Here is a 16,108-nt window from a genome sequence, read left to right as displayed (position 1 = left end):
CCCTCTCCCGCTTGCGTTCGTTGTCGCCGGTCGCCGGCGTGGTCTTCACGAGCCGATCTTGCCTCTCACGGTCGCATAGACGGCCTCGGTCTTCTCGGCGGCCTGCGCCAGCAGCGCCTCGACCTCGGCGATCTGCTTTTCGGCGAAGTCGCGATCCTTGATCGACTTGGCGTTGATGTAGACGTTGAGCGCGGCGCTCCGCAGTCCAGCGTTGGCCGCGAGGACGGCGACGCCGGCGTCGCTGATGACGTTGAGATTGCCCTTGTCCGCCGCGGCCTCCGACAGGAGGATCACCTCGAAGCAGGCCTTCACGGCGCGAAGCGGCGCGAGCGTGGCGTCCTTCAGCGCGGCCTGGATCGCGGCGGCGCGCGCTGCCTTCTCCTCGTCGGTCGCGCGCGGCAGGCCATAGGCCCCCATCACCGAATTGAAGGCGACGACATCTTCCTCGATCGCCGCCGTGAGTTCGGCGCGCAGGCGCTCGGCCTCGGCGCGCGCAGCCTTCAAATCCTCTTCGACAGCCTCGTAATTCTTCTTGCCGATGGTCAGATTGGCGACCATCGACACGAGCGCCGCGCCGATCGCGCCCATCACCGCCGCGGCGCCGCCGCCGCCGGGGGTCGGACGCTCGCTCGCGAGATCGTCGAGAAATTTATCGATCGATTCGTCCTTGGTCATTCTCGTCAATTCCTCGAATCAAGCGTTCGCCTTGGCCTGCGCGTAGATCTCTTCGGCGTCGAGCACCTTGTCGGCGGCTTCGAACAGCTGGCCGATGCAGGCGCGATGGAGCTTCAGCTTCAGACCGCCGACGCCGAGCGCGCCGATGACGATCTTGCCGTGACGCTCCTTGGCCTTGTCGGTCGCCTCGACGCCGCCGACGCCGAGCGGCGGCTGCGCGTTCACATCGGCGATGAGCTCGATCGTCGGATCACTCTGCCAATCCTTTTCCTCGAGCAGCTGCACGCCGATGGCCCCGGCCGCGAAGACGATATGGGCTCCCTTGATCGCCGAAGCGCGGGCGGCGTTGTCGAAGGCCTCGATCGCCGTCGGCGTGAAGCCGAAGCGATCCTGGATCGACTTGGCCGCGGCGTCGGCGCGCGCTTTCACGCGCGATGTGATGGCGACTTCGGCGCCCTCCGAATGCAGGAAGGCCGCGGCGCGCAAACCCACCGGGCCGGTGCCGGCGAGAACGATCGCCTTCTTGCCGGCGAGCGGCTTGGCCTTGGCGAGCAGAGCGACGCCCGCGGCGGCCGTCGTGTTGGAGCCGTTGGAGTCGAGCATCGCCGAGACGCGGAAATTGCTGAAGAAGCGCTTGCGCACCGCTTTGAACAACGTCTCCCCGGCAACCATATCGCCGCCGCCGACGAAGAGCGCCGTGAACTGCTTCTCCTTCGGTCCGCGCGTATAGATCGCGCCGTCGACCAGCGCGCCGACGTTCTCCGGCGTCACATTGGCGTAGCCGATGACGTGATCCGCGCCGCCGTCATAGGCGACGACCGTGTCGAACACGCTCGGGACCGGATCGGTGTCGAGAAGGAAGAGGAGCTTTTGAGTCATTCGATGTCATCCATTGACGGCGCGAGCGTCATTGCGAGGAGCGGAGCGACGAAGCAACCCAGGAGTCGCCCCAGGGCTGAAGGATTGCTTCGCTTCGCTCGCAATGACGGCTCCGCATTGTGCGATTCCGGCGAGACGCCGTCACGCGGTCACGACATTACGCGGCGCGCCGGCGACGAAAGCGTCGATATTGTCGATGAGCTGGTCGGCGAGCACCTGCATCGCCTCCTTCGAGGCCCAGGCGACATGCGGCGTCACGATGAGATTGGGAATGGTCGGATCGAGCAGGATATTGCCCTGCTTCGGCGGCTCGACGGTCAGCACGTCGAAACCGGCGCCGGCGATGACTCCGTGACGCAGAGCGTCCGCGAGCGCCTGCTCGTCGACGATGCCGCCGCGCGCGGTGTTGATGATGATCGCCGTCTTCTTCATCGAGGCGAGTTCCTTCGCGCCGATGAGATGCTTCGTCTGCGGCGTCAGCGGCAGGTTGAGCGTGACGACGTCGGCCTCGCGCAGGATGGTCGGAATGTCGACGATATCCGGCCCCGGCACGACATCGTTGATCAAGAGCTTCATGCCGAGCGCCTCGGCGCGCGTCGCGATCGACTTGCCGAGCGCGCCATAGCCGATGATGCCGAGCGTCGAGCCGGCGATGTCGTAGATCGGATAGTCGAAATAGCAGAACTGGTTCGCTTCCTGCCAACGGCCGCGGCGCACCGAATCCACATAGTTCACGAGATTGCGGCGCAACGCGAAGATCAGTGCGATCACATGCTCGGGTAGCGTGTTGTAGGCATAATTGCGGATGTTGGAGACGGTGATTCCCTTGGCCGTCGTATAGGCCTTGTCGATCACGTCGGTGCCCGTGGCGGCGACGGCGATCAGCTTCAGATCGGGAAGCTGCTTCAGCGTGTCCTCGCGCAGCGGCACCTTGTTGGTGATGGCGATGGTCGCGCCCTTCAGGCGCAGGGCGACATCGGCCGGGGAGCTCTGGGCGTATTCGACATAATCATGTGGGAAATTCGGCTTGCGCAGATCGGCGTCGAGCGTCTCGCGATCGAGAAAGACGATTTTGTGCGACATGATTGTTCGACCCCCGGAGTCGCTCCGCCAATTCGGCTTGGGCAGCTTGCGAAGTTTTCGGAAAAGACGGCCTCGCCCCCGCGAGGGCGAGGCCGCAAAACATCAGACCTGCAGCAGCGGGTTGGCGCGATAGACGGCCTGGGCCGCCGCCACGCCGCTGCCCGCCGTGACCGGAATGCCGACGTCGAGCATCGCCATCTCCGCGCCGGCGATGGCGCCGAGCAGCATCAGCTCGTTGAGGTCGCCGAGATGGCCGATGCGGAACACCTTGCCCGCGACCTTGGAGAGGCCGGCGCCGAGCGCGAGATTGTAGCGGCGATAGGCGATGTCGATCACCTTGGCGGCGTCGAAGCCTTCCGGCACCACGATGGCGGTCACCGTGTCGGAATTCCACTTGGGCTCCTTGGCGCAGGGCTTCAGGCCCCAGGCCGCGACCGCGGCGCGCACGCCCTCGGCGAGATGGTGATGGCGCGCATAGACCTGATCGAGGCCTTCCTCGAACAGCACGGCGAGCGACTCGCGCAGGCCGTAGAGCAGCGGCAGCGCCGGCGTATAAGGGAAATAGCCGGCGGCGTTGGCCTTGATGTGGTCGGCGAAGTCGAAATAGGCGCGGCGGAGCTCGGCGGTCTCGCCGGCCTTCAGCGCCTTCTGGCTGACGCTCATGATGGCGAGGCCGGCCGGCAGCATGAAGCCCTTCTGCGAGCCGGACACGGCGACGTCGACGCCCCACTCGTCCTGCTTGAAGTCGAGCGAGCCGACCGAGCTCACGCCGTCGACGAACAGCAGCGCCGGATGCTCGGCGTTGTCGATCGCCTTGCGCACGGCGCCGATGTCGGAGGTCACGCCCGTCGCGGTCTCGTTATGCGTCGCGAAGACGGCCTTGATCTCGTGATTCTTGTCGGCCTTCAGCGTCTCTTCGATGCGGTCCGGGTTGTTGCCCGTGCCCCACTCCTCGTCCTGCTCGATCACGTTCAGGCCGATGCGCTGGGCGAGATCGATCCAGAGGTGCGAGAACTGGCCGAAGCGCTGCGCGATGACCTTGTCGCCGGGCGACAGCGTGTTGGTGATCGCCGCCTCCCAGCCGCCGGTGCCCGACGCCGGGAAGATGAAGGCCTGGCCGGTCTCGGTCTTGAACACCTTCTTGAGCTGCGTGAACAGCGGCAGCGTCAGCTCGGGGAACTTCGGCGAGCGATGGTCCTCGGAAACCACGTTCATCGCGCGCAGAATGCGGTCCGGAATATTGGTCGGGCCGGGAACGAACAGGAAATTGCGGCCCGGAATTCTGGAATTCGACATGTCTTGGGCTCCCTTCGAGCTCATCGGTTCGAGTTGTCCGCCGGACGCGAGACGCGTCCGAAGCTTCTTTCCGCGGCGGCCGCTCCAGCTTTTCGTTTGGAGCGAATTCTGACCGCTCGAACGATTCCGTTCGAGCGGAAAGCGCTCTAGAACAGGCCGGCGATCCGGCCGTCCGCGCCGACCTCGATGTTGTTGGCGGCGGGGACCTTCGGCAGGCCGGGCATGGTCATGATGTCGCCGCAGATCACGACGACGAATTCGGCGCCGGCCGACAGGCGCAGCTCGCGAACCGGGATCACGTGGCCGGACGGCGCGCCCTTCGCATTGGCGTCGGTCGAGAAGCTGTATTGCGTCTTGGCGATGCACACCGGCAGATGGCCGAAGCCTTCCTTCTCCAGCTCGGCGAAGCGCGCCTTCGCGGATGAATCGACGGCGATGTCGGACGCGCCATAGAGCTCGCGCGCGATCGTGCGCACCTTCTCGACGAGCGGTAGATCGTCCGCATAGAGCGGCTTGAACTGCGAAGGCTCGGCCTCGATGGTCGAGACGACCTTATGCGCGAGCTCCGCCGCGCCCGGACCGCCCGAGCCCCAATGATCGGCGAGCACGCAATCGACGCCCTCGGCCCGGGTGAGCTTCTGCAGGAGCTCGATCTCCGCCGGCGTATCGGTGCTGAAGCGGTTGACCGAGACGATCACCGGCACCCCGAACTTCTGCACATTGGCGATGTGGCGCTTCAGATTGGCGAAGCCCTTCTCCAGCGCCGCGACATTCTCGCTCTTCAGATCGTCCTTGGCGACGCCGCCATGCATCTTCAGCGCGCGAATGGTCGCGACGATCACCGTCACGTCGGGCTTCAGCCCCGCCTTGCGGCATTTGATGTCGAAGAATTTCTCGGCCCCGAGATCGGCGCCGAAGCCCGCCTCCGTCACCACATAATCGGCGAGCTTCAGCGCCGCCTTGGTGGCGATGACCGAATTGCAGCCATGGGCGATATTGGCGAAGGGCCCGCCATGGATGAAGGCCGGATTATTCTCGAGCGTCTGCACCAGATTGGGCGCGATCGCGTCCTTCAAGAGCGCGGCCATGGAGCCTTGAGCCTTCAGCTCGGAGGCGCGGATGTTCTTCTTGTCGCGGGTCTGGGCGACGATGATGTCGCCGAGCCGGCGCTGGAGATCGGCGAAATCGGTGGCGAGGCAGAAGATCGCCATCACCTCCGAGGCGACCGTGATGTCGAACCCGTCTTCGCGTGGAAAACCGTTGGCGACGCCGCCGAGCGAGGAGACGATCGAGCGCAAGGCGCGGTCGTTCATGTCCACCGCGCGGCGCCAGGAGATGCGGCGCGGATCGACGCCGAGCGAATTGCCCCAATAGACGTGGTTGTCGATCAGGGCGGCGAGCAGATTGTTCGCCGCGCCGATGGCGTGGAAGTCGCCGGTGAAATGGAGGTTGATGTCCTCCATCGGCACGACTTGTGCATAGCCGCCGCCGGCGGCGCCGCCCTTGACGCCGAAGCAGGGACCGAGACTGGGCTCGCGAAGGCACATGATGGCCTTCTTGCCGATGTGGTTGAGCGCGTCGCCGAGGCCGACCGTCGTCGTCGTCTTGCCTTCGCCCGCGGGCGTCGGCGTGATGGCGGTGACGAGGACCAGCTTGCCGTCCGGCCGGTCCTTCAGGGAGGAGAGATAATCGAGGGAGATTTTCGCCTTGTAATGTCCGTAAGGCAACACATGTTCGGCGGGGATGCCGAGCTTCTCGCGCGCGACATCGACGATCGGCCGCATATCGGCGGCCTGCGAGATTTCGATGTCGGACTTGGGAGAAAGATGCTGGTTGCCTTTCCCGCTCGCTGCGGGGGTGGACGTTTCGGACATTTGAATGTTTTCTCCCCTCGCTCGAAGCGTTTCGCTCGGCCCTTCGAAATCTTTTCGTCCGCGCCGCGCGGGACGCCCCCGGAGGCGCGCAAGCGGCCGCGGGGCGAAGACCACCATGGGTCGCCCGGTCTTCGCCGTCATTGACCGGCGAAGTTAGAACCTTCCGATTGCTTCATCAAGTTGTCCCCGGATGCGGTCCCGCGCCTTCGGCGCGTCCTCGCCCCTCGCGGCATCCGGTCGAAAACTCGCCCGCGCCGCCCCTATGACGGACAAAGAATTTCCTCGTCAAGCGAAATTATTGTCGCGGCGCACGCGTCTATCGCCCCGAAAATAGGGAAAATGGCGCGGTCCCTCTTCGCTCGGAGACACGCGCGGGGCGGGCGGCACATTCGATCAGCCGGGCCGCCGAACCTACCCTCGGCCTGCCTGTTCGAACGGCGTCGATGCGATACGACGATAAGGCGTCTCCAAGGGCGCTTCGATAGGAAATAAGGGAGTCGCTCCGAGCGTCGAAATCGCCGTTCCTATGATATTGCACGGGCTCTGTCTCGGATTCGCGGCTCCCGCCGCCCACCCTCGCCTCTACGAGCGGGGGAAGGCCGGGTCGCTCGACGAATGGGACAGAGCCCGCCCGAACGTCACTCCGGAAAAAAATTCAGCGCGACGCCGTTGATGCAATAGCGCAGGCCCGTCGGCGGCGGACCATCGGGGAACACATGGCCGAGATGCGAACCGCAGCGGCTGCAATGCGCCTCGGTGCGGACCATGCCGTAACTGCGGTCGATGGTCGTCGCGATCGAGCCCTCGATCGGATCGAAGAAGCTCGGCCAGCCCGTTCCGCTGTCGAATTTCTGGCGCGAGGTGAACAGCGGCTGATCGCATCCGGCGCAAGTGAAGACGCCGAGGCGCTTCTCGTCGTTGAGCGCGCAGCTGCCGGGGGGCTCGGTTCCGTGCTTTCGCATTACGGCATATTGATCCGGCGTCAGTCGCGCGCGCCATTCCGCCTCGGTGCGCGTCACTGGGAAGCGATCGTCCGTCATCTCTCGTCTCCTCGACCGGGTCGCGGAACTGTGTCTGGCGAGCAGTCTAGCACAGTCGTCTCGCGGGGGCGCGACCGCGCCTCTTGTTTCCGTCCCGCAGCGCAACCATAATCGCGCGCCATTCTCGGGCTGAGCTCCCGTCCGGGAGCGTCTCTCGCAGGGAAAGGGTCTCTTCGTGGTTCAAGACACGACGACCGGCGCCAAGACGCCGACGCGCCATTTCTTCGCCCGCAAGTCGGTCGAGCAGATTCTCGCCGAGCACGGCCGTGGCGACGGCGCCAAATTCGCGCGGGCGCTCGGCCCCGTCTCGCTCACCGCGCTCGGCATCGGCGGGATCATCGGCGCTGGCATTTTCGTGCTGACCGGCACAGTGGCGGCGAATTCCGCGGGCCCGGGCGTCGTCCTCTCCTTCGCGCTCGCCGGCCTCGCCTGCGCCTTCGTCGCTTTGTGCTATGCGGAGCTCGCAGCGCTCATTCCGGTCGCGGGCAGCGCCTATACCTACACTTACGCCACGCTCGGCGAGCTCTTCGCCTGGATCATCGGCTGGGATCTCGTGCTCGAATATGGGCTCGGCGCCGCGACGGTCGCCGTCGGCTGGGCCGGCTACTTCAACCGCGTGCTGAACGGATTGGGCATCGTTCTCCCCCAGCAATGGACCACGGCCATGTTCGCCGATCCGGGCCATGCCGGCGGAGGCGGAGGCTATTTCAACATCCCGGCCGCGCTCGTCGTGCTGGCGCTCTCCGTGCTGCTGGCGCGCGGCACGCGCGAATCGTCCGTGTTCAATAATTTGATCGTGCTCGTCAAAGTGACGGTTGTGCTGATCGTGATCCTGTTCGGCGCATCCTATGTCGACACGGCGCATTGGACGCCTTTCGTGCCGGAGAATACCGGAGAGTTCGGTCATTTCGGCTGGAGCGGCGTGCTGCGCGGCGCCTCCATCGTCTTCTTCTCCTATATCGGCTTCGACGCCGTCTCGACCGCGGCGCAGGAGGCGAAGCTCCCGCAGCGCGACGTGCCGGTCGGCATCATCGCCTCGCTCGCCATCTGCACGATCCTGTTCATCGGCGTCGCCGCCGTCGCGACCGGCGTCGTCTCCTACACCGCGCTGAATGTGCCGGATCCGATCGCCGTGGCGATGGATGCGACCGGCGCCGCCTGGATGGCCTGGGTCGTCAAGATCGGCGCGCTCGCCGGCCTCACCACCGTCATTCTGGCGCTGCTGTTCGGCCAGACGCGCGTCTTCTACTCCATGGCGCATGACGGAATGCTGCCGCCGGTCTTCGCCAGCCTGCACGAGCGCTGGGGCACGCCGGCGGTGAGCCAGATCGTCGTCGGCGTCCTCGTCGCCATCGCCGCGGGCCTGTTTCCGATCGATATTCTCGGCGAGATGGTCTCGATCGGCACTCTGTCCGCCTTCGCTCTCGTTTGCGGCGCGGTGCTCTATCTGCGCCGCAAGAGCCCAAATCTGCATCGCCCGTTCCGCGCGCCGGGCATTCCGGTGGTGCCGATCCTCGGCATTTTCTCCTGCCTCGCGCTGATGGCCGCTCTGCCGATCGAGACGTGGATTCGTCTCTTCGTCTGGATGGCCGCCGGCCTCGCTTTCTATTATTTTTACGGGAGCCTTCGCACGCGGCGCGGCTGACGCTCGCAGCGCCGCTCTTCCTCGTGGAATGGCGGAGCGAGCCGGCTTCGTCGCCTTCGGATAGGACCAATGCTCGTTCTCCCCTTTCCGATGATCGATCCGGCGCTCGTCGAGATCGGTCCGGTTCCGATTCGCTGGTATGCGCTCGCCTATATCGCCGGGCTCGCGCTCGGCTGGCTCTATGCACGGCGGCTCGTCGCGGCCGACGCTCTGTGGGGCGAGACGCCGCGGCCCTCGCCTGCGAGCCTCGACGATCTGCTGGTCTATGTCGCGCTCGGCGTCATCATCGGCGGGCGGCTCGGCCATGTGCTGTTCTACGAGCGCGCCTTCTATTTCGCTCATCCGGAGGAGATCGTGAAAACCTGGAAGGGCGGCATGGCCTTCCACGGCGGCCTCATCGGCGCGATCCTCGGAATGACCTTGTTCGCTCTGCGCGAGAAGATTTTCGGGCTCACGGTGAGCGATATTTGCGCGACCGTCACGCCGATCGGCATTTTCTTCGGCCGCCTCGCCAATTTCATCAAGCCGGAGATGTGGGGCCGGCCGAGCGACGTCCCCTGGGCGATGGTCTTTCCCGGCGCGGGGGAGGCCGCGCGCCACCCGAGCCAGCTCTATGAGGCGGGGCTCGAAGGGCTCGGGCTCCTGCTTCTGCTCGGCTTCGCGGCGCGGCGCGGCGCGTTGAAGCGCCCGGGCCTCGCGACGGGCCTGTTCGGCGTCGGCTATGGCCTCGCGCGCATCTCTTGCGAATTCTTCCGCGAGCCCGATCCCATATCGGAAGCGCTCGGCGACGGGCTCACCATGGGCATGGCGCTGTCGGCGCCGATGGTTCTCGTCGGCGCGGCGTTGATCGCCTTCGCGCTCCGTCCGCAGCGAGTCACGGCATGAGCCGGCTTCGCGACGAGATCATCGCAATGATCGCGCAGGAAGGACCGATCACGCTCGAGCGCTATATGTCGATCGCGCTCTCCCATCCGACGCTCGGCTATTACACGACGCGCGATCCTTTCGGCGCGGGCGGCGATTTCATCACCGCGCCGGAGATCAGCCAGATGTTCGGCGAATTGCTCGGCCTCTGGGCGCAGGAGGCATGGCGCGGCGGCGGCGCGCCGTCGCCGGCGCGGCTGATCGAGCTCGGCCCCGGGCGTGGAACTCTGATGTCCGACGTGCTGCGCGTCGCGCGCATCGCGCCGAGCTTCCTTCACGCGATGCGGGTTCATCTGGTCGAGACGAGCCCGGTCCTGGAGGCGGCCCAGCGCCGCACGCTCGCCGACGCGACGACGGACATCTCCTGGAGCGCGGACATCGCCTCGATCCCGCACGAGCCGGCGATCATTCTCGCCAATGAGTTCTTCGACGCTCTGCCCGTGCGCCATTATGTGAAGACGGCGCGCGGCTGGAGCGAGCGCCTGCTCGGGCTCGACGAGACCGGCGCGCTCGCGCTCGGCGTCGGCGAGGCGATCGAGCCGGATCTGACGGTCGACGCGCCCGAGGGCTCGATCATAGAAATCGGCGCCATCGGCGCACGGCTGATGGGCGAGATCGCGGCGCGGCTCGTCGCGCAGGGCGGCGCTCTGCTCGTCGTCGATTACGGCTACACGCAGACCGCGCTCGGCGAGACGCTGCAGGCGGTGGCGCGCCACGCCTATGTCGATCCGCTGGAGGCGCCGGGCGAGGCGGATCTCACCACCCATGTCGATTTCGCCGCGCTCGCCCGCGCGGCGCAGGCCGCCGGCGCGCGCGTGCAGGGGCCGGTGACGCAGGGCGTCTTTCTCACGCGCCTCGGCATCGCCGAACGCGCCGAAGCCCTGTCGAAGCGCGCGACGCCCGAGCAGGCCGCCGACATCGCCGCGGCGCTGACGCGGCTCGCCGGGACCGACGATCCCGAGCGCGATATGGGCGAATTGTTCAAGGTGATGGCGGTCACGCATCCGGCGATGCCGGATCTTCCGGGATTCGCCTGATGGACGGGCCCGCCGCGCTGACGGCCGAGAATCTCTCGCTTCCGGGCGTCCGCCATGCCTTCTTCACCCGCGCGGGGGGCGTGTCGGACGGCGTCTACGCCTCGCTCAACGGCGGGGTCGGCTCGCGCGACGATCCGGCGCGCGTCGGCGAGAATCGCGCGCGCATGGCGCGCCGCGTCGGCGTTGCGGCGGATCGCCTGCTCGTGCCCTATCAGATTCACTCGAGCGAGGCGCTCTGCGTGGATGCGCCCTGGGCCGCCGACGAGCGGCCGCGCTGCGATGGGCTCGTCACCGACATCGCCGGCCTCGCGCTCGGCGTGACCGGCGCCGATTGCGGCATGCTGATGTTCGCCGACGCGCGCGCCGGCGTCATCGGCGCCTGCCATGCGGGGTGGAAGGGCGCCTTCGGCGGCACGATCGAGGCGACGCTCGCCGCCATGGAGGGCCGCGGCGCGCGGCGCGGCGACATTCACGTCGCGCTCGGCCCGGCGATCGCGCGCGAGAGCTATGAAGTGGGGCCGGAATTTCTCGAGCGCTTCCTCGCCGAGGATCCGGCGCATGCGCGTTTCTTCGCGCCTTCGCCGCGTGAGGGGCGTTCGCTGTTCGACCTGCCGGGCTTCATCGCGGCGCGCGTCGCGCGGGCGGAGGTCGCGTCCTTCGTGGATCTTCGCATCGACACCTACGCCGATGAGACGCGCTGCTTCAGCTATCGCCGCAGCGTGCATCGCGCCGAGCCGGATTACGGCCGGCTGGTCTCGGCGATCGCGCTCGCCTGAGCCGGCGCCGATGTCGATCGTTCGTGAAACGGCCGACGATATGCGCGGTCAGCGAATTTCAAAATCGAAATATTTCGCCCGGATCGCCCGATAGGTCCCGTCGGCGATGAGCGCCGCGAGCGCCGCGTCGATCGCGCTCTTCAGCGCGGCGTCCTCTTTGCGCAGGCCGACGCCGAGTCCTGCGCCGAAATAATTCGGGTCGTGCGGCAGATCGGCGCCGAGGCGGCAGCAGCGCCCTTCCTTGCGAATCTTCAGAAACTCGACGGCGGCGAGCTTGTCCGCGGCCACGGCGTCGATGCGGCCTTCGGCGAGATCGAGCATCGCCTCCTCGAGCGTCGCATAGGGGCGCAGCTCGACGGCGGGAAATTTGTCCTCGAAAAAAGCCTGTTGTGGACTGTCCGCCTGCACTCCGACGCGCTTGCCCTTCAGCTCTGCGGGAACGGCTCCGGCGATCTCCGAATCTCGCTCTACGATCAGCGCGGAAGGCGTGCTCGCATAGGGTTCGGAGAAGGCGATCTTCTGGCGCCGCTCGTCGGTGATCTCCATCGCGGCGACGATCAGATCATAGTCCTTGGCCGTGAGCCCGGGCACGAGGCTCTCCCAATCCTGGGTCACGAATAGGCATTCGGCGCCGATGCGCTCGCAGATCTCGCGCATCAGATCGATCTCGAAACCGGCGAGCTGATTGCCGGCGTCGAGATAATTGAAGGGCGGCCGCGCGCCTTCGCTCGCGACGCGCAGTTGCGCGGCTCCCGCGCCGCCGGTCGAGAAAGCGATAAGGATCGGAACGAGCGTGAAGAGGCGCCTCATCCGCCGGTCGTGCTCATATGGCGGACCACGGCGGGCGCGCGCTTTGCGCGATCGATGACGAAATCATGCCCCTTGGGCTTGCGCGCGATCGCCGCGTCGATGGCGGCGTGGAGAGACGCGTCGCTCGGGTCCTCGCGCAGCGGCGCGCGCAGATCGGCGGCGTCCTCCTGGCCGAGGCACATGAACAGCGTCCCGGTGCAGGTGACGCGCACGCGATTGCAGGATTCGCAGAAATTATGCGAGAGCGGCGTGATGAAACCGATCCGCCCGCCGGTCTCGGCGACGCGCATGTAGCGCGCCGGTCCGCCGCTGCGATAGTCGATCTCTTGAAGCGTGAAACATTCGGCGAGGCGCTCGCGCACATGGGACAGCGGGATATATTGGTCGATCCGCTCGACTCCGTCGAGCTCGCCGAGCGGCATGACCTCGATGAAGGTCATGTCCATGCCGTGCTCATGGGCAAAGCGCGTCAGCGCCACGAATTCCGTCTCGTTCGTATCCTTCAGCGCGACGGCGTTCAGCTTCACGGCGAGCCCGGCGCGGCGCGCCGCCGCTATTCCGGCGAGCACGCGGGCATGGTCGCCCGTGCGCGTCAGCGCACGGAAGCGGTCGGGGTCCAGCGTATCGAGCGAGACATTGACGCGCTCGACGCCGCAATCGGCGAGCGCCTCCGCATAACGCTCGAGCTGCGAGCCGTTGGTCGTCAGCGTCAGCTCGTCGAGCCGGCCGTCCGCGAGGTGACGGGAGAGGCGCCGGAAGAGGCTCGATATGTCGCGCCGCATCAGCGGCTCGCCGCCGGTGATGCGCAGCTTGCGCGTCCCGCGCTCGACGAAGGCCGTGCACAGCCGGTCGAGCTCCTCGAGCGTCAGCAGGTCGCGGCGCGGCAGGAACTCCATGTGCTCGGACATGCAATAGACGCAGCGAAAGTCGCAGCGGTCGGTCACCGAGACGCGCAGATAGGAGATCGACCGTCCGAAGGGATCGACGAGCGGGGCCGGCGCAGCCGGATCATAGGCGATTATCGGACGCGGATTCATCGGCTGACCGTTTCGCGGCGCGCTGCTTGGCGCGCAGCCTGCATCTTCGGCCTATATATTTGGCAAAGCGCGCCGCGTGAAGCCCCTCGGCGGAGGCCAGGGCGCGCGTGGGCGGATCGAAGGCGTCGGAGGGCGACATGGGCAATGCGGAGATTTGGCCGAGCGAGATACGCCTGCTCGATGCGGGACGACGGCTGCGGGTGAGTTTCGAGAGCGGGGAGGCCTATGACCTCTCGGCCGAGCATTTGCGCGTGCGGAGCCCCTCGGCCGAGGTGCAGGGGCACACGCCCGAAGAGCGCAGGACGGTCGGCGGCAAGCGCAATGTGGCCATCACGGCGGTCGAGCCGGTCGGCCATTACGCCGTGCGGCTCTCCTTCGACGATCTGCACGACACGGGCATCTACACTTGGCCCTATCTGCACGAGCTGGGGGCGGGAGCCGAAGCGGATTTCTCGGCGTATCTCGGCGAGCTCGCCGAGAAGGGCCTGGATCGCGACAGGCCCGGGGAGCGCTGAGCGCGCTCCATCCGGGAGGTCCCGTCAGCGCAGGACCACCACGCGCGTGCCCACGCGCACGCGCTGGTAGAGGTCGACCACATCGTCATTGCTCATGCGGATGCAGCCGGAGGACACCGCCTGTCCGATCGTCTCCGGCTCGTTGGAGCCGTGGATGCGATAGAGCGAGCCGCCGAGATACATCGCGCGCGCTCCGAGCGGGTTGTCGGCGCCGCCGGCCATGTGGCGAGGCAGGTCGGGGCGGCGGCGCAGCATCTGGGGCGGCGGCGTCCAGTCGGGCCATTCGCGCTTGTTGGAAATGTAGCGCGTGCCGGACCATTCGAAGCCGGGACGACCGACGCCGACGCCATAGCGGATCGCCTGGCTGTTGCCGAGCACATAATAGAGCCTGCGCTCATTGGTCGAGACGACCACCGTGCCCGGCGAATAGCGGCTCGTGTAGGACACGATCTCGCGAGGAATAGCCGTCGCCTGCGGCCGTCCGTCGGATGACTGGCCGCTGGCGGGCCCGAGCTCGAACAATCCGCCGAGCGGCCCTCCATCATAGGCCGGCGCGGCCGAGCACAGAGAACCGAAAGCAATCAGAGCGACTGCGAAACGCCGCATGTTTCTACCCCCCGTTCGGCACGTTGAAAAAAATTCAGTGAGCCGCGCGCGCCGCGTTGCGCCGTCCGCTATGTTCCCGCTCGTGCGCATGAGAGACAAGAGCGCGTAGAGCGTCCGAGTTGGAGGCGGCGCGTCGCGGCTGCGCGGCGATAAAAGGTCGCCGCGGCGCGTCGCGCGGCTCGGCCTGAGCCGGACGCGTTCAGCGCGCGCGGCGGCGGCGCTGCTGGCCGAGACCCATCTGCTTGGCGAGATTGGAGCGCGCCTTGGCGTAATTGGGGGCGACCATCGGATAGTCGGGCGCAAGGCCCCATTTTTCGCGATATTCTTCGGGCGAGAGGCCGTATTGAGTGCGCAGATGGCGCTTCAGCGACTTGAACTTCTTGCCATCTTCGAGGCAGACGATGTAGTCGTTGGTGACCGACTTGCGAACCGATACGGCGGGCTTGGGCGCCTCGACCGGCTCGGCGACGGCGCCCGTGCCGACGCGCATCAGCGCTCCATAGACTTCGTTGATGAGACCGGGAAGATCAGCCGCGGGAACGGAATTGTTGCTCACATAGGCGGAGACGATATCGGCGGCGAGCTCTATGTTGTTGGTCGAGGTCATTGCTTCACTCTTCACTTTCTTTCGTTTCGGTAAGCCGGTTTACCCTGGCGCGACCGAGCAGCCGACAGGACGGCGTCCCGAACAAGACTCGCGAGGGCAGATCAGCGCCGTTCGGTCCGCAAAGACACGGACTGTATACATCGGTGCATTGGACGCCGCAACTATTTCCTAACGATCATGGACTAAATCTGGGTATAATTATTTGGGCCGACTGCTAAGTAGTACTACGGGGCGGATCGGCCCGGCAGAACACTGGCCCCGTTGTTCTTGCCCGCCCTCGCCGCCCGCCCATCCGACGAATCGCGCGCATTCGCCCGGAAAATCGCAGCAAACGCGCGGGCGTCGCCGATTCGCGGACGCCGCTCGAGCACATCGGAAGAAGAGAGACGAACGCGCCCGCGCCGGCGATTCGCGCGCCTCCCGGGGAGCTCACACACTGGCCTCCTCTTCGCATTCGACTTTCGCGCGCAGACTTGCGAAGTTACGGCCGATCATCGCGCCTGCCGGCTCGCGATCGCCGCAGAAACAGTTTACGGCGCAATCGCGCTCCTGCGGCAATCGCGCCCCGTGTGAAGTATTCGTCGACGAGCACGCCGCGATCGATCGTGGGGCCCTATTCGTCGAGCGCCGGCGCCGACGACCGCCGCCGACGAGATCGGCGGCGGTCGTCGTCCGGCCCGCGAAAACCGCTCGCGAGGCGACGGCCACGCCGAGATGAAGGATGCGCCCACGGCAGGCGATGTCGTCGGCGTCGCCTCCCCTATATGAGAGCCGGACAGCCGTGGCCTTCACTCTGACCGGAGGCGTGCCGCCATGGACGCGGTCCTTGTCGTGAAACTCTCGCTTCTGCTCGTCGTCGCCAATGGCGCGCCCGTTCTCGCCAAGCGCCTGCTCGGCGCGGCGGGCGCGGGCCCGGTCGACGGCGGCGTCCTTTTCTTCGACGGGCGGCCGCTGTTCGGAGCGGCGAAGACTTGGCGCGGCGTGTTTTTGTCGATCGCGGCGACGACGCTCTGCGCGCTCGCCATCGGCCTCTCCGGCGCGGTCGGCGCCGTCGTCGGCGCGGGCGCGATGGCGGGCGATCTCTTCTCGAGCTTCGTCAAACGCCGTCTCGGACGCGCCGTGAGCAGCCGCGCGATCGGCCTCGATCAGATTCCAGAAGCGCTGGCGCCGCTGCTCGCCGCCGCGCGTCTGATCCCGCTGGGACCGATCGAAATTCTCGTGACGACGGCGGGCTTCCTCGTCGGATCCCTGGCGCTGTCGCGGCTGATGTTCGATCTGCGCGTGCGTGAGCAGCCGTTCTAGGG

General features: G+C 66.6%; 16 protein-coding genes. 6 read left to right on the top strand and 10 right to left on the bottom strand.

All coding sequences use genetic code 11. The features are described from left to right. Positions 1-45: 45 nt before the first annotated feature. The 6 genes from fchA to msrB form a co-directional block, all read right to left on the bottom strand. Positions 46-675, bottom strand: coding sequence for a methenyltetrahydrofolate cyclohydrolase (gene fchA, locus AC6IW9_RS04610; protein ID WP_497769539.1), 630 nt, complete (start codon positions 673-675; stop codon positions 46-48). Positions 676-693: 18 nt separating this feature from the next. After that, positions 694-1,554, bottom strand: coding sequence for an NADP-dependent methylenetetrahydromethanopterin/methylenetetrahydrofolate dehydrogenase (locus tag AC6IW9_RS04605; RefSeq protein WP_497769536.1), 861 nt, complete (start codon positions 1,552-1,554; stop codon positions 694-696). A gap of 141 nt (positions 1,555-1,695) precedes the next feature. Further along, the gene (locus AC6IW9_RS04600; RefSeq protein ID WP_497769534.1) at positions 1,696-2,637 is read right to left on the bottom strand and encodes a D-2-hydroxyacid dehydrogenase; all 942 of its coding nucleotides are present in this window, start codon (positions 2,635-2,637) and stop codon (positions 1,696-1,698) included. A gap of 102 nt (positions 2,638-2,739) precedes the next feature. Further along, positions 2,740-3,933 carry an aminotransferase class V-fold PLP-dependent enzyme gene (locus tag AC6IW9_RS04595; protein WP_497769532.1) on the bottom strand — a complete coding sequence of 398 codons (1,194 nt, stop codon included), beginning with the start codon at positions 3,931-3,933 and terminating at the stop codon, positions 2,740-2,742. 146 nt (positions 3,934-4,079) lie between these two features. Next, positions 4,080-5,807, bottom strand: a complete 1,728-nt coding sequence (locus tag AC6IW9_RS04590) for a formate--tetrahydrofolate ligase (RefSeq protein WP_497769529.1) — start codon at positions 5,805-5,807, stop codon at positions 4,080-4,082. A gap of 638 nt (positions 5,808-6,445) precedes the next feature. After that, complete coding sequence (msrB, locus tag AC6IW9_RS04585; protein WP_497769527.1) at positions 6,446-6,847, bottom strand: peptide-methionine (R)-S-oxide reductase MsrB; 402 nt, start codon at positions 6,845-6,847, stop codon at positions 6,446-6,448. Positions 6,848-7,022: 175 nt separating this feature from the next. On the opposite strand from msrB, the gene AC6IW9_RS04580 reads away from it, so the two are divergent. The 4 genes from AC6IW9_RS04580 (at position 7,023) to AC6IW9_RS04565 (ending at position 11,229) form a co-directional block, all read left to right on the top strand. Next, complete coding sequence (locus tag AC6IW9_RS04580; protein WP_497769523.1) at positions 7,023-8,492, top strand: amino acid permease; 1,470 nt, start codon at positions 7,023-7,025, stop codon at positions 8,490-8,492. Between the two features lie 69 nt (positions 8,493-8,561). Beyond that, the gene (lgt, locus tag AC6IW9_RS04575; RefSeq protein WP_497769521.1) at positions 8,562-9,377 is read left to right on the top strand and encodes a prolipoprotein diacylglyceryl transferase; all 816 of its coding nucleotides are present in this window, start codon (positions 8,562-8,564) and stop codon (positions 9,375-9,377) included. Next, complete coding sequence (locus tag AC6IW9_RS04570; protein WP_497769518.1) at positions 9,374-10,453, top strand: class I SAM-dependent methyltransferase; 1,080 nt, start codon at positions 9,374-9,376, stop codon at positions 10,451-10,453. Before lgt ends, AC6IW9_RS04570 begins: the two co-directional genes overlap by 4 nt. After that, positions 10,453-11,229, top strand: a complete 777-nt coding sequence (locus AC6IW9_RS04565) for a purine nucleoside phosphorylase YfiH/LACC1 family protein (protein WP_497769514.1) — start codon at positions 10,453-10,455, stop codon at positions 11,227-11,229. Before AC6IW9_RS04570 ends, AC6IW9_RS04565 begins: the two co-directional genes overlap by 1 nt. 48 nt (positions 11,230-11,277) lie before the next feature. Here AC6IW9_RS04565 and AC6IW9_RS04560 read toward each other — a convergent pair whose 3' ends face one another. Both AC6IW9_RS04560 and moaA read right to left on the bottom strand, forming a co-directional pair. Next, complete coding sequence (locus tag AC6IW9_RS04560) at positions 11,278-12,039, bottom strand: ABC transporter substrate-binding protein (RefSeq protein ID WP_497769512.1); 762 nt, start codon at positions 12,037-12,039, stop codon at positions 11,278-11,280. Beyond that, entirely contained in the window at positions 12,036-13,076 is a 1,041-nt protein-coding gene (moaA, locus tag AC6IW9_RS04555) for a GTP 3',8-cyclase MoaA (protein WP_497769509.1), read from the bottom strand. Before moaA ends, AC6IW9_RS04560 begins: the two co-directional genes overlap by 4 nt. A gap of 137 nt (positions 13,077-13,213) precedes the next feature. Between moaA and AC6IW9_RS04550 the strand changes: the two genes are divergently transcribed. Beyond that, on the top strand, positions 13,214-13,591 hold the full coding sequence (locus AC6IW9_RS04550; protein WP_497772443.1) for a gamma-butyrobetaine hydroxylase family protein: 378 nt from the start codon (positions 13,214-13,216) through the stop codon (positions 13,589-13,591). A 24-nt stretch (positions 13,592-13,615) separates the two neighbouring features. Here the strand turns inward: AC6IW9_RS04550 and AC6IW9_RS04545 are convergent, their stop codons facing one another. Further along, positions 13,616-14,197 carry a L,D-transpeptidase gene (locus AC6IW9_RS04545; RefSeq protein ID WP_497769506.1) on the bottom strand — a complete coding sequence of 194 codons (582 nt, stop codon included), beginning with the start codon at positions 14,195-14,197 and terminating at the stop codon, positions 13,616-13,618. 199 nt (positions 14,198-14,396) lie between these two features. Beyond that, a complete protein-coding gene (locus tag AC6IW9_RS04540; protein ID WP_497769503.1) occupies positions 14,397-14,804 on the bottom strand; it encodes a Ros/MucR family transcriptional regulator in 408 nt (135 codons plus the stop codon). Between the two features lie 813 nt (positions 14,805-15,617). Between AC6IW9_RS04540 and AC6IW9_RS04535 the strand changes: the two genes are divergently transcribed. After that, the gene (locus AC6IW9_RS04535) at positions 15,618-16,106 is read left to right on the top strand and encodes a CDP-archaeol synthase (protein WP_497769501.1); all 489 of its coding nucleotides are present in this window, start codon (positions 15,618-15,620) and stop codon (positions 16,104-16,106) included. Positions 16,107-16,108: the final 2 nt, after the last annotated feature.

The sequence above is a fragment of the Methylosinus sp. shoA genome (assembly GCF_059718125.1).
Note: the sequence above shows the minus strand (reverse complement) of the source record. Positions and strands in the feature narration are given on the sequence as shown.

Coding starts and splice junctions, on each gene's coding strand:
- fchA (WP_497769539.1), bottom strand. CDS start 675: ATGACCAAGGACGAATCGATCGATAAATTTCTCGACGATCTCGCGAGC.
- AC6IW9_RS04605 (WP_497769536.1), bottom strand. CDS start 1,554: ATGACTCAAAAGCTCCTCTTCCTTCTCGACACCGATCCGGTCCCGAGC.
- AC6IW9_RS04600 (WP_497769534.1), bottom strand. CDS start 2,637: ATGTCGCACAAAATCGTCTTTCTCGATCGCGAGACGCTCGACGCCGAT.
- AC6IW9_RS04595 (WP_497769532.1), bottom strand. CDS start 3,933: ATGTCGAATTCCAGAATTCCGGGCCGCAATTTCCTGTTCGTTCCCGGC.
- AC6IW9_RS04590 (WP_497769529.1), bottom strand. CDS start 5,807: ATGTCCGAAACGTCCACCCCCGCAGCGAGCGGGAAAGGCAACCAGCAT.
- msrB (WP_497769527.1), bottom strand. CDS start 6,847: ATGACGGACGATCGCTTCCCAGTGACGCGCACCGAGGCGGAATGGCGC.
- lgt (WP_497769521.1), top strand. CDS start 8,562: ATGCTCGTTCTCCCCTTTCCGATGATCGATCCGGCGCTCGTCGAGATC.
- AC6IW9_RS04570 (WP_497769518.1), top strand. CDS start 9,374: ATGAGCCGGCTTCGCGACGAGATCATCGCAATGATCGCGCAGGAAGGA.
- AC6IW9_RS04565 (WP_497769514.1), top strand. CDS start 10,453: ATGGACGGGCCCGCCGCGCTGACGGCCGAGAATCTCTCGCTTCCGGGC.
- AC6IW9_RS04560 (WP_497769512.1), bottom strand. CDS start 12,039: ATGAGGCGCCTCTTCACGCTCGTTCCGATCCTTATCGCTTTCTCGACC.
- moaA (WP_497769509.1), bottom strand. CDS start 13,076: ATGAATCCGCGTCCGATAATCGCCTATGATCCGGCTGCGCCGGCCCCG.
- AC6IW9_RS04550 (WP_497772443.1), top strand. CDS start 13,214: ATGGGCAATGCGGAGATTTGGCCGAGCGAGATACGCCTGCTCGATGCG.
- AC6IW9_RS04545 (WP_497769506.1), bottom strand. CDS start 14,197: ATGCGGCGTTTCGCAGTCGCTCTGATTGCTTTCGGTTCTCTGTGCTCG.
- AC6IW9_RS04540 (WP_497769503.1), bottom strand. CDS start 14,804: ATGACCTCGACCAACAACATAGAGCTCGCCGCCGATATCGTCTCCGCC.
- AC6IW9_RS04535 (WP_497769501.1), top strand. CDS start 15,618: ATGGACGCGGTCCTTGTCGTGAAACTCTCGCTTCTGCTCGTCGTCGCC.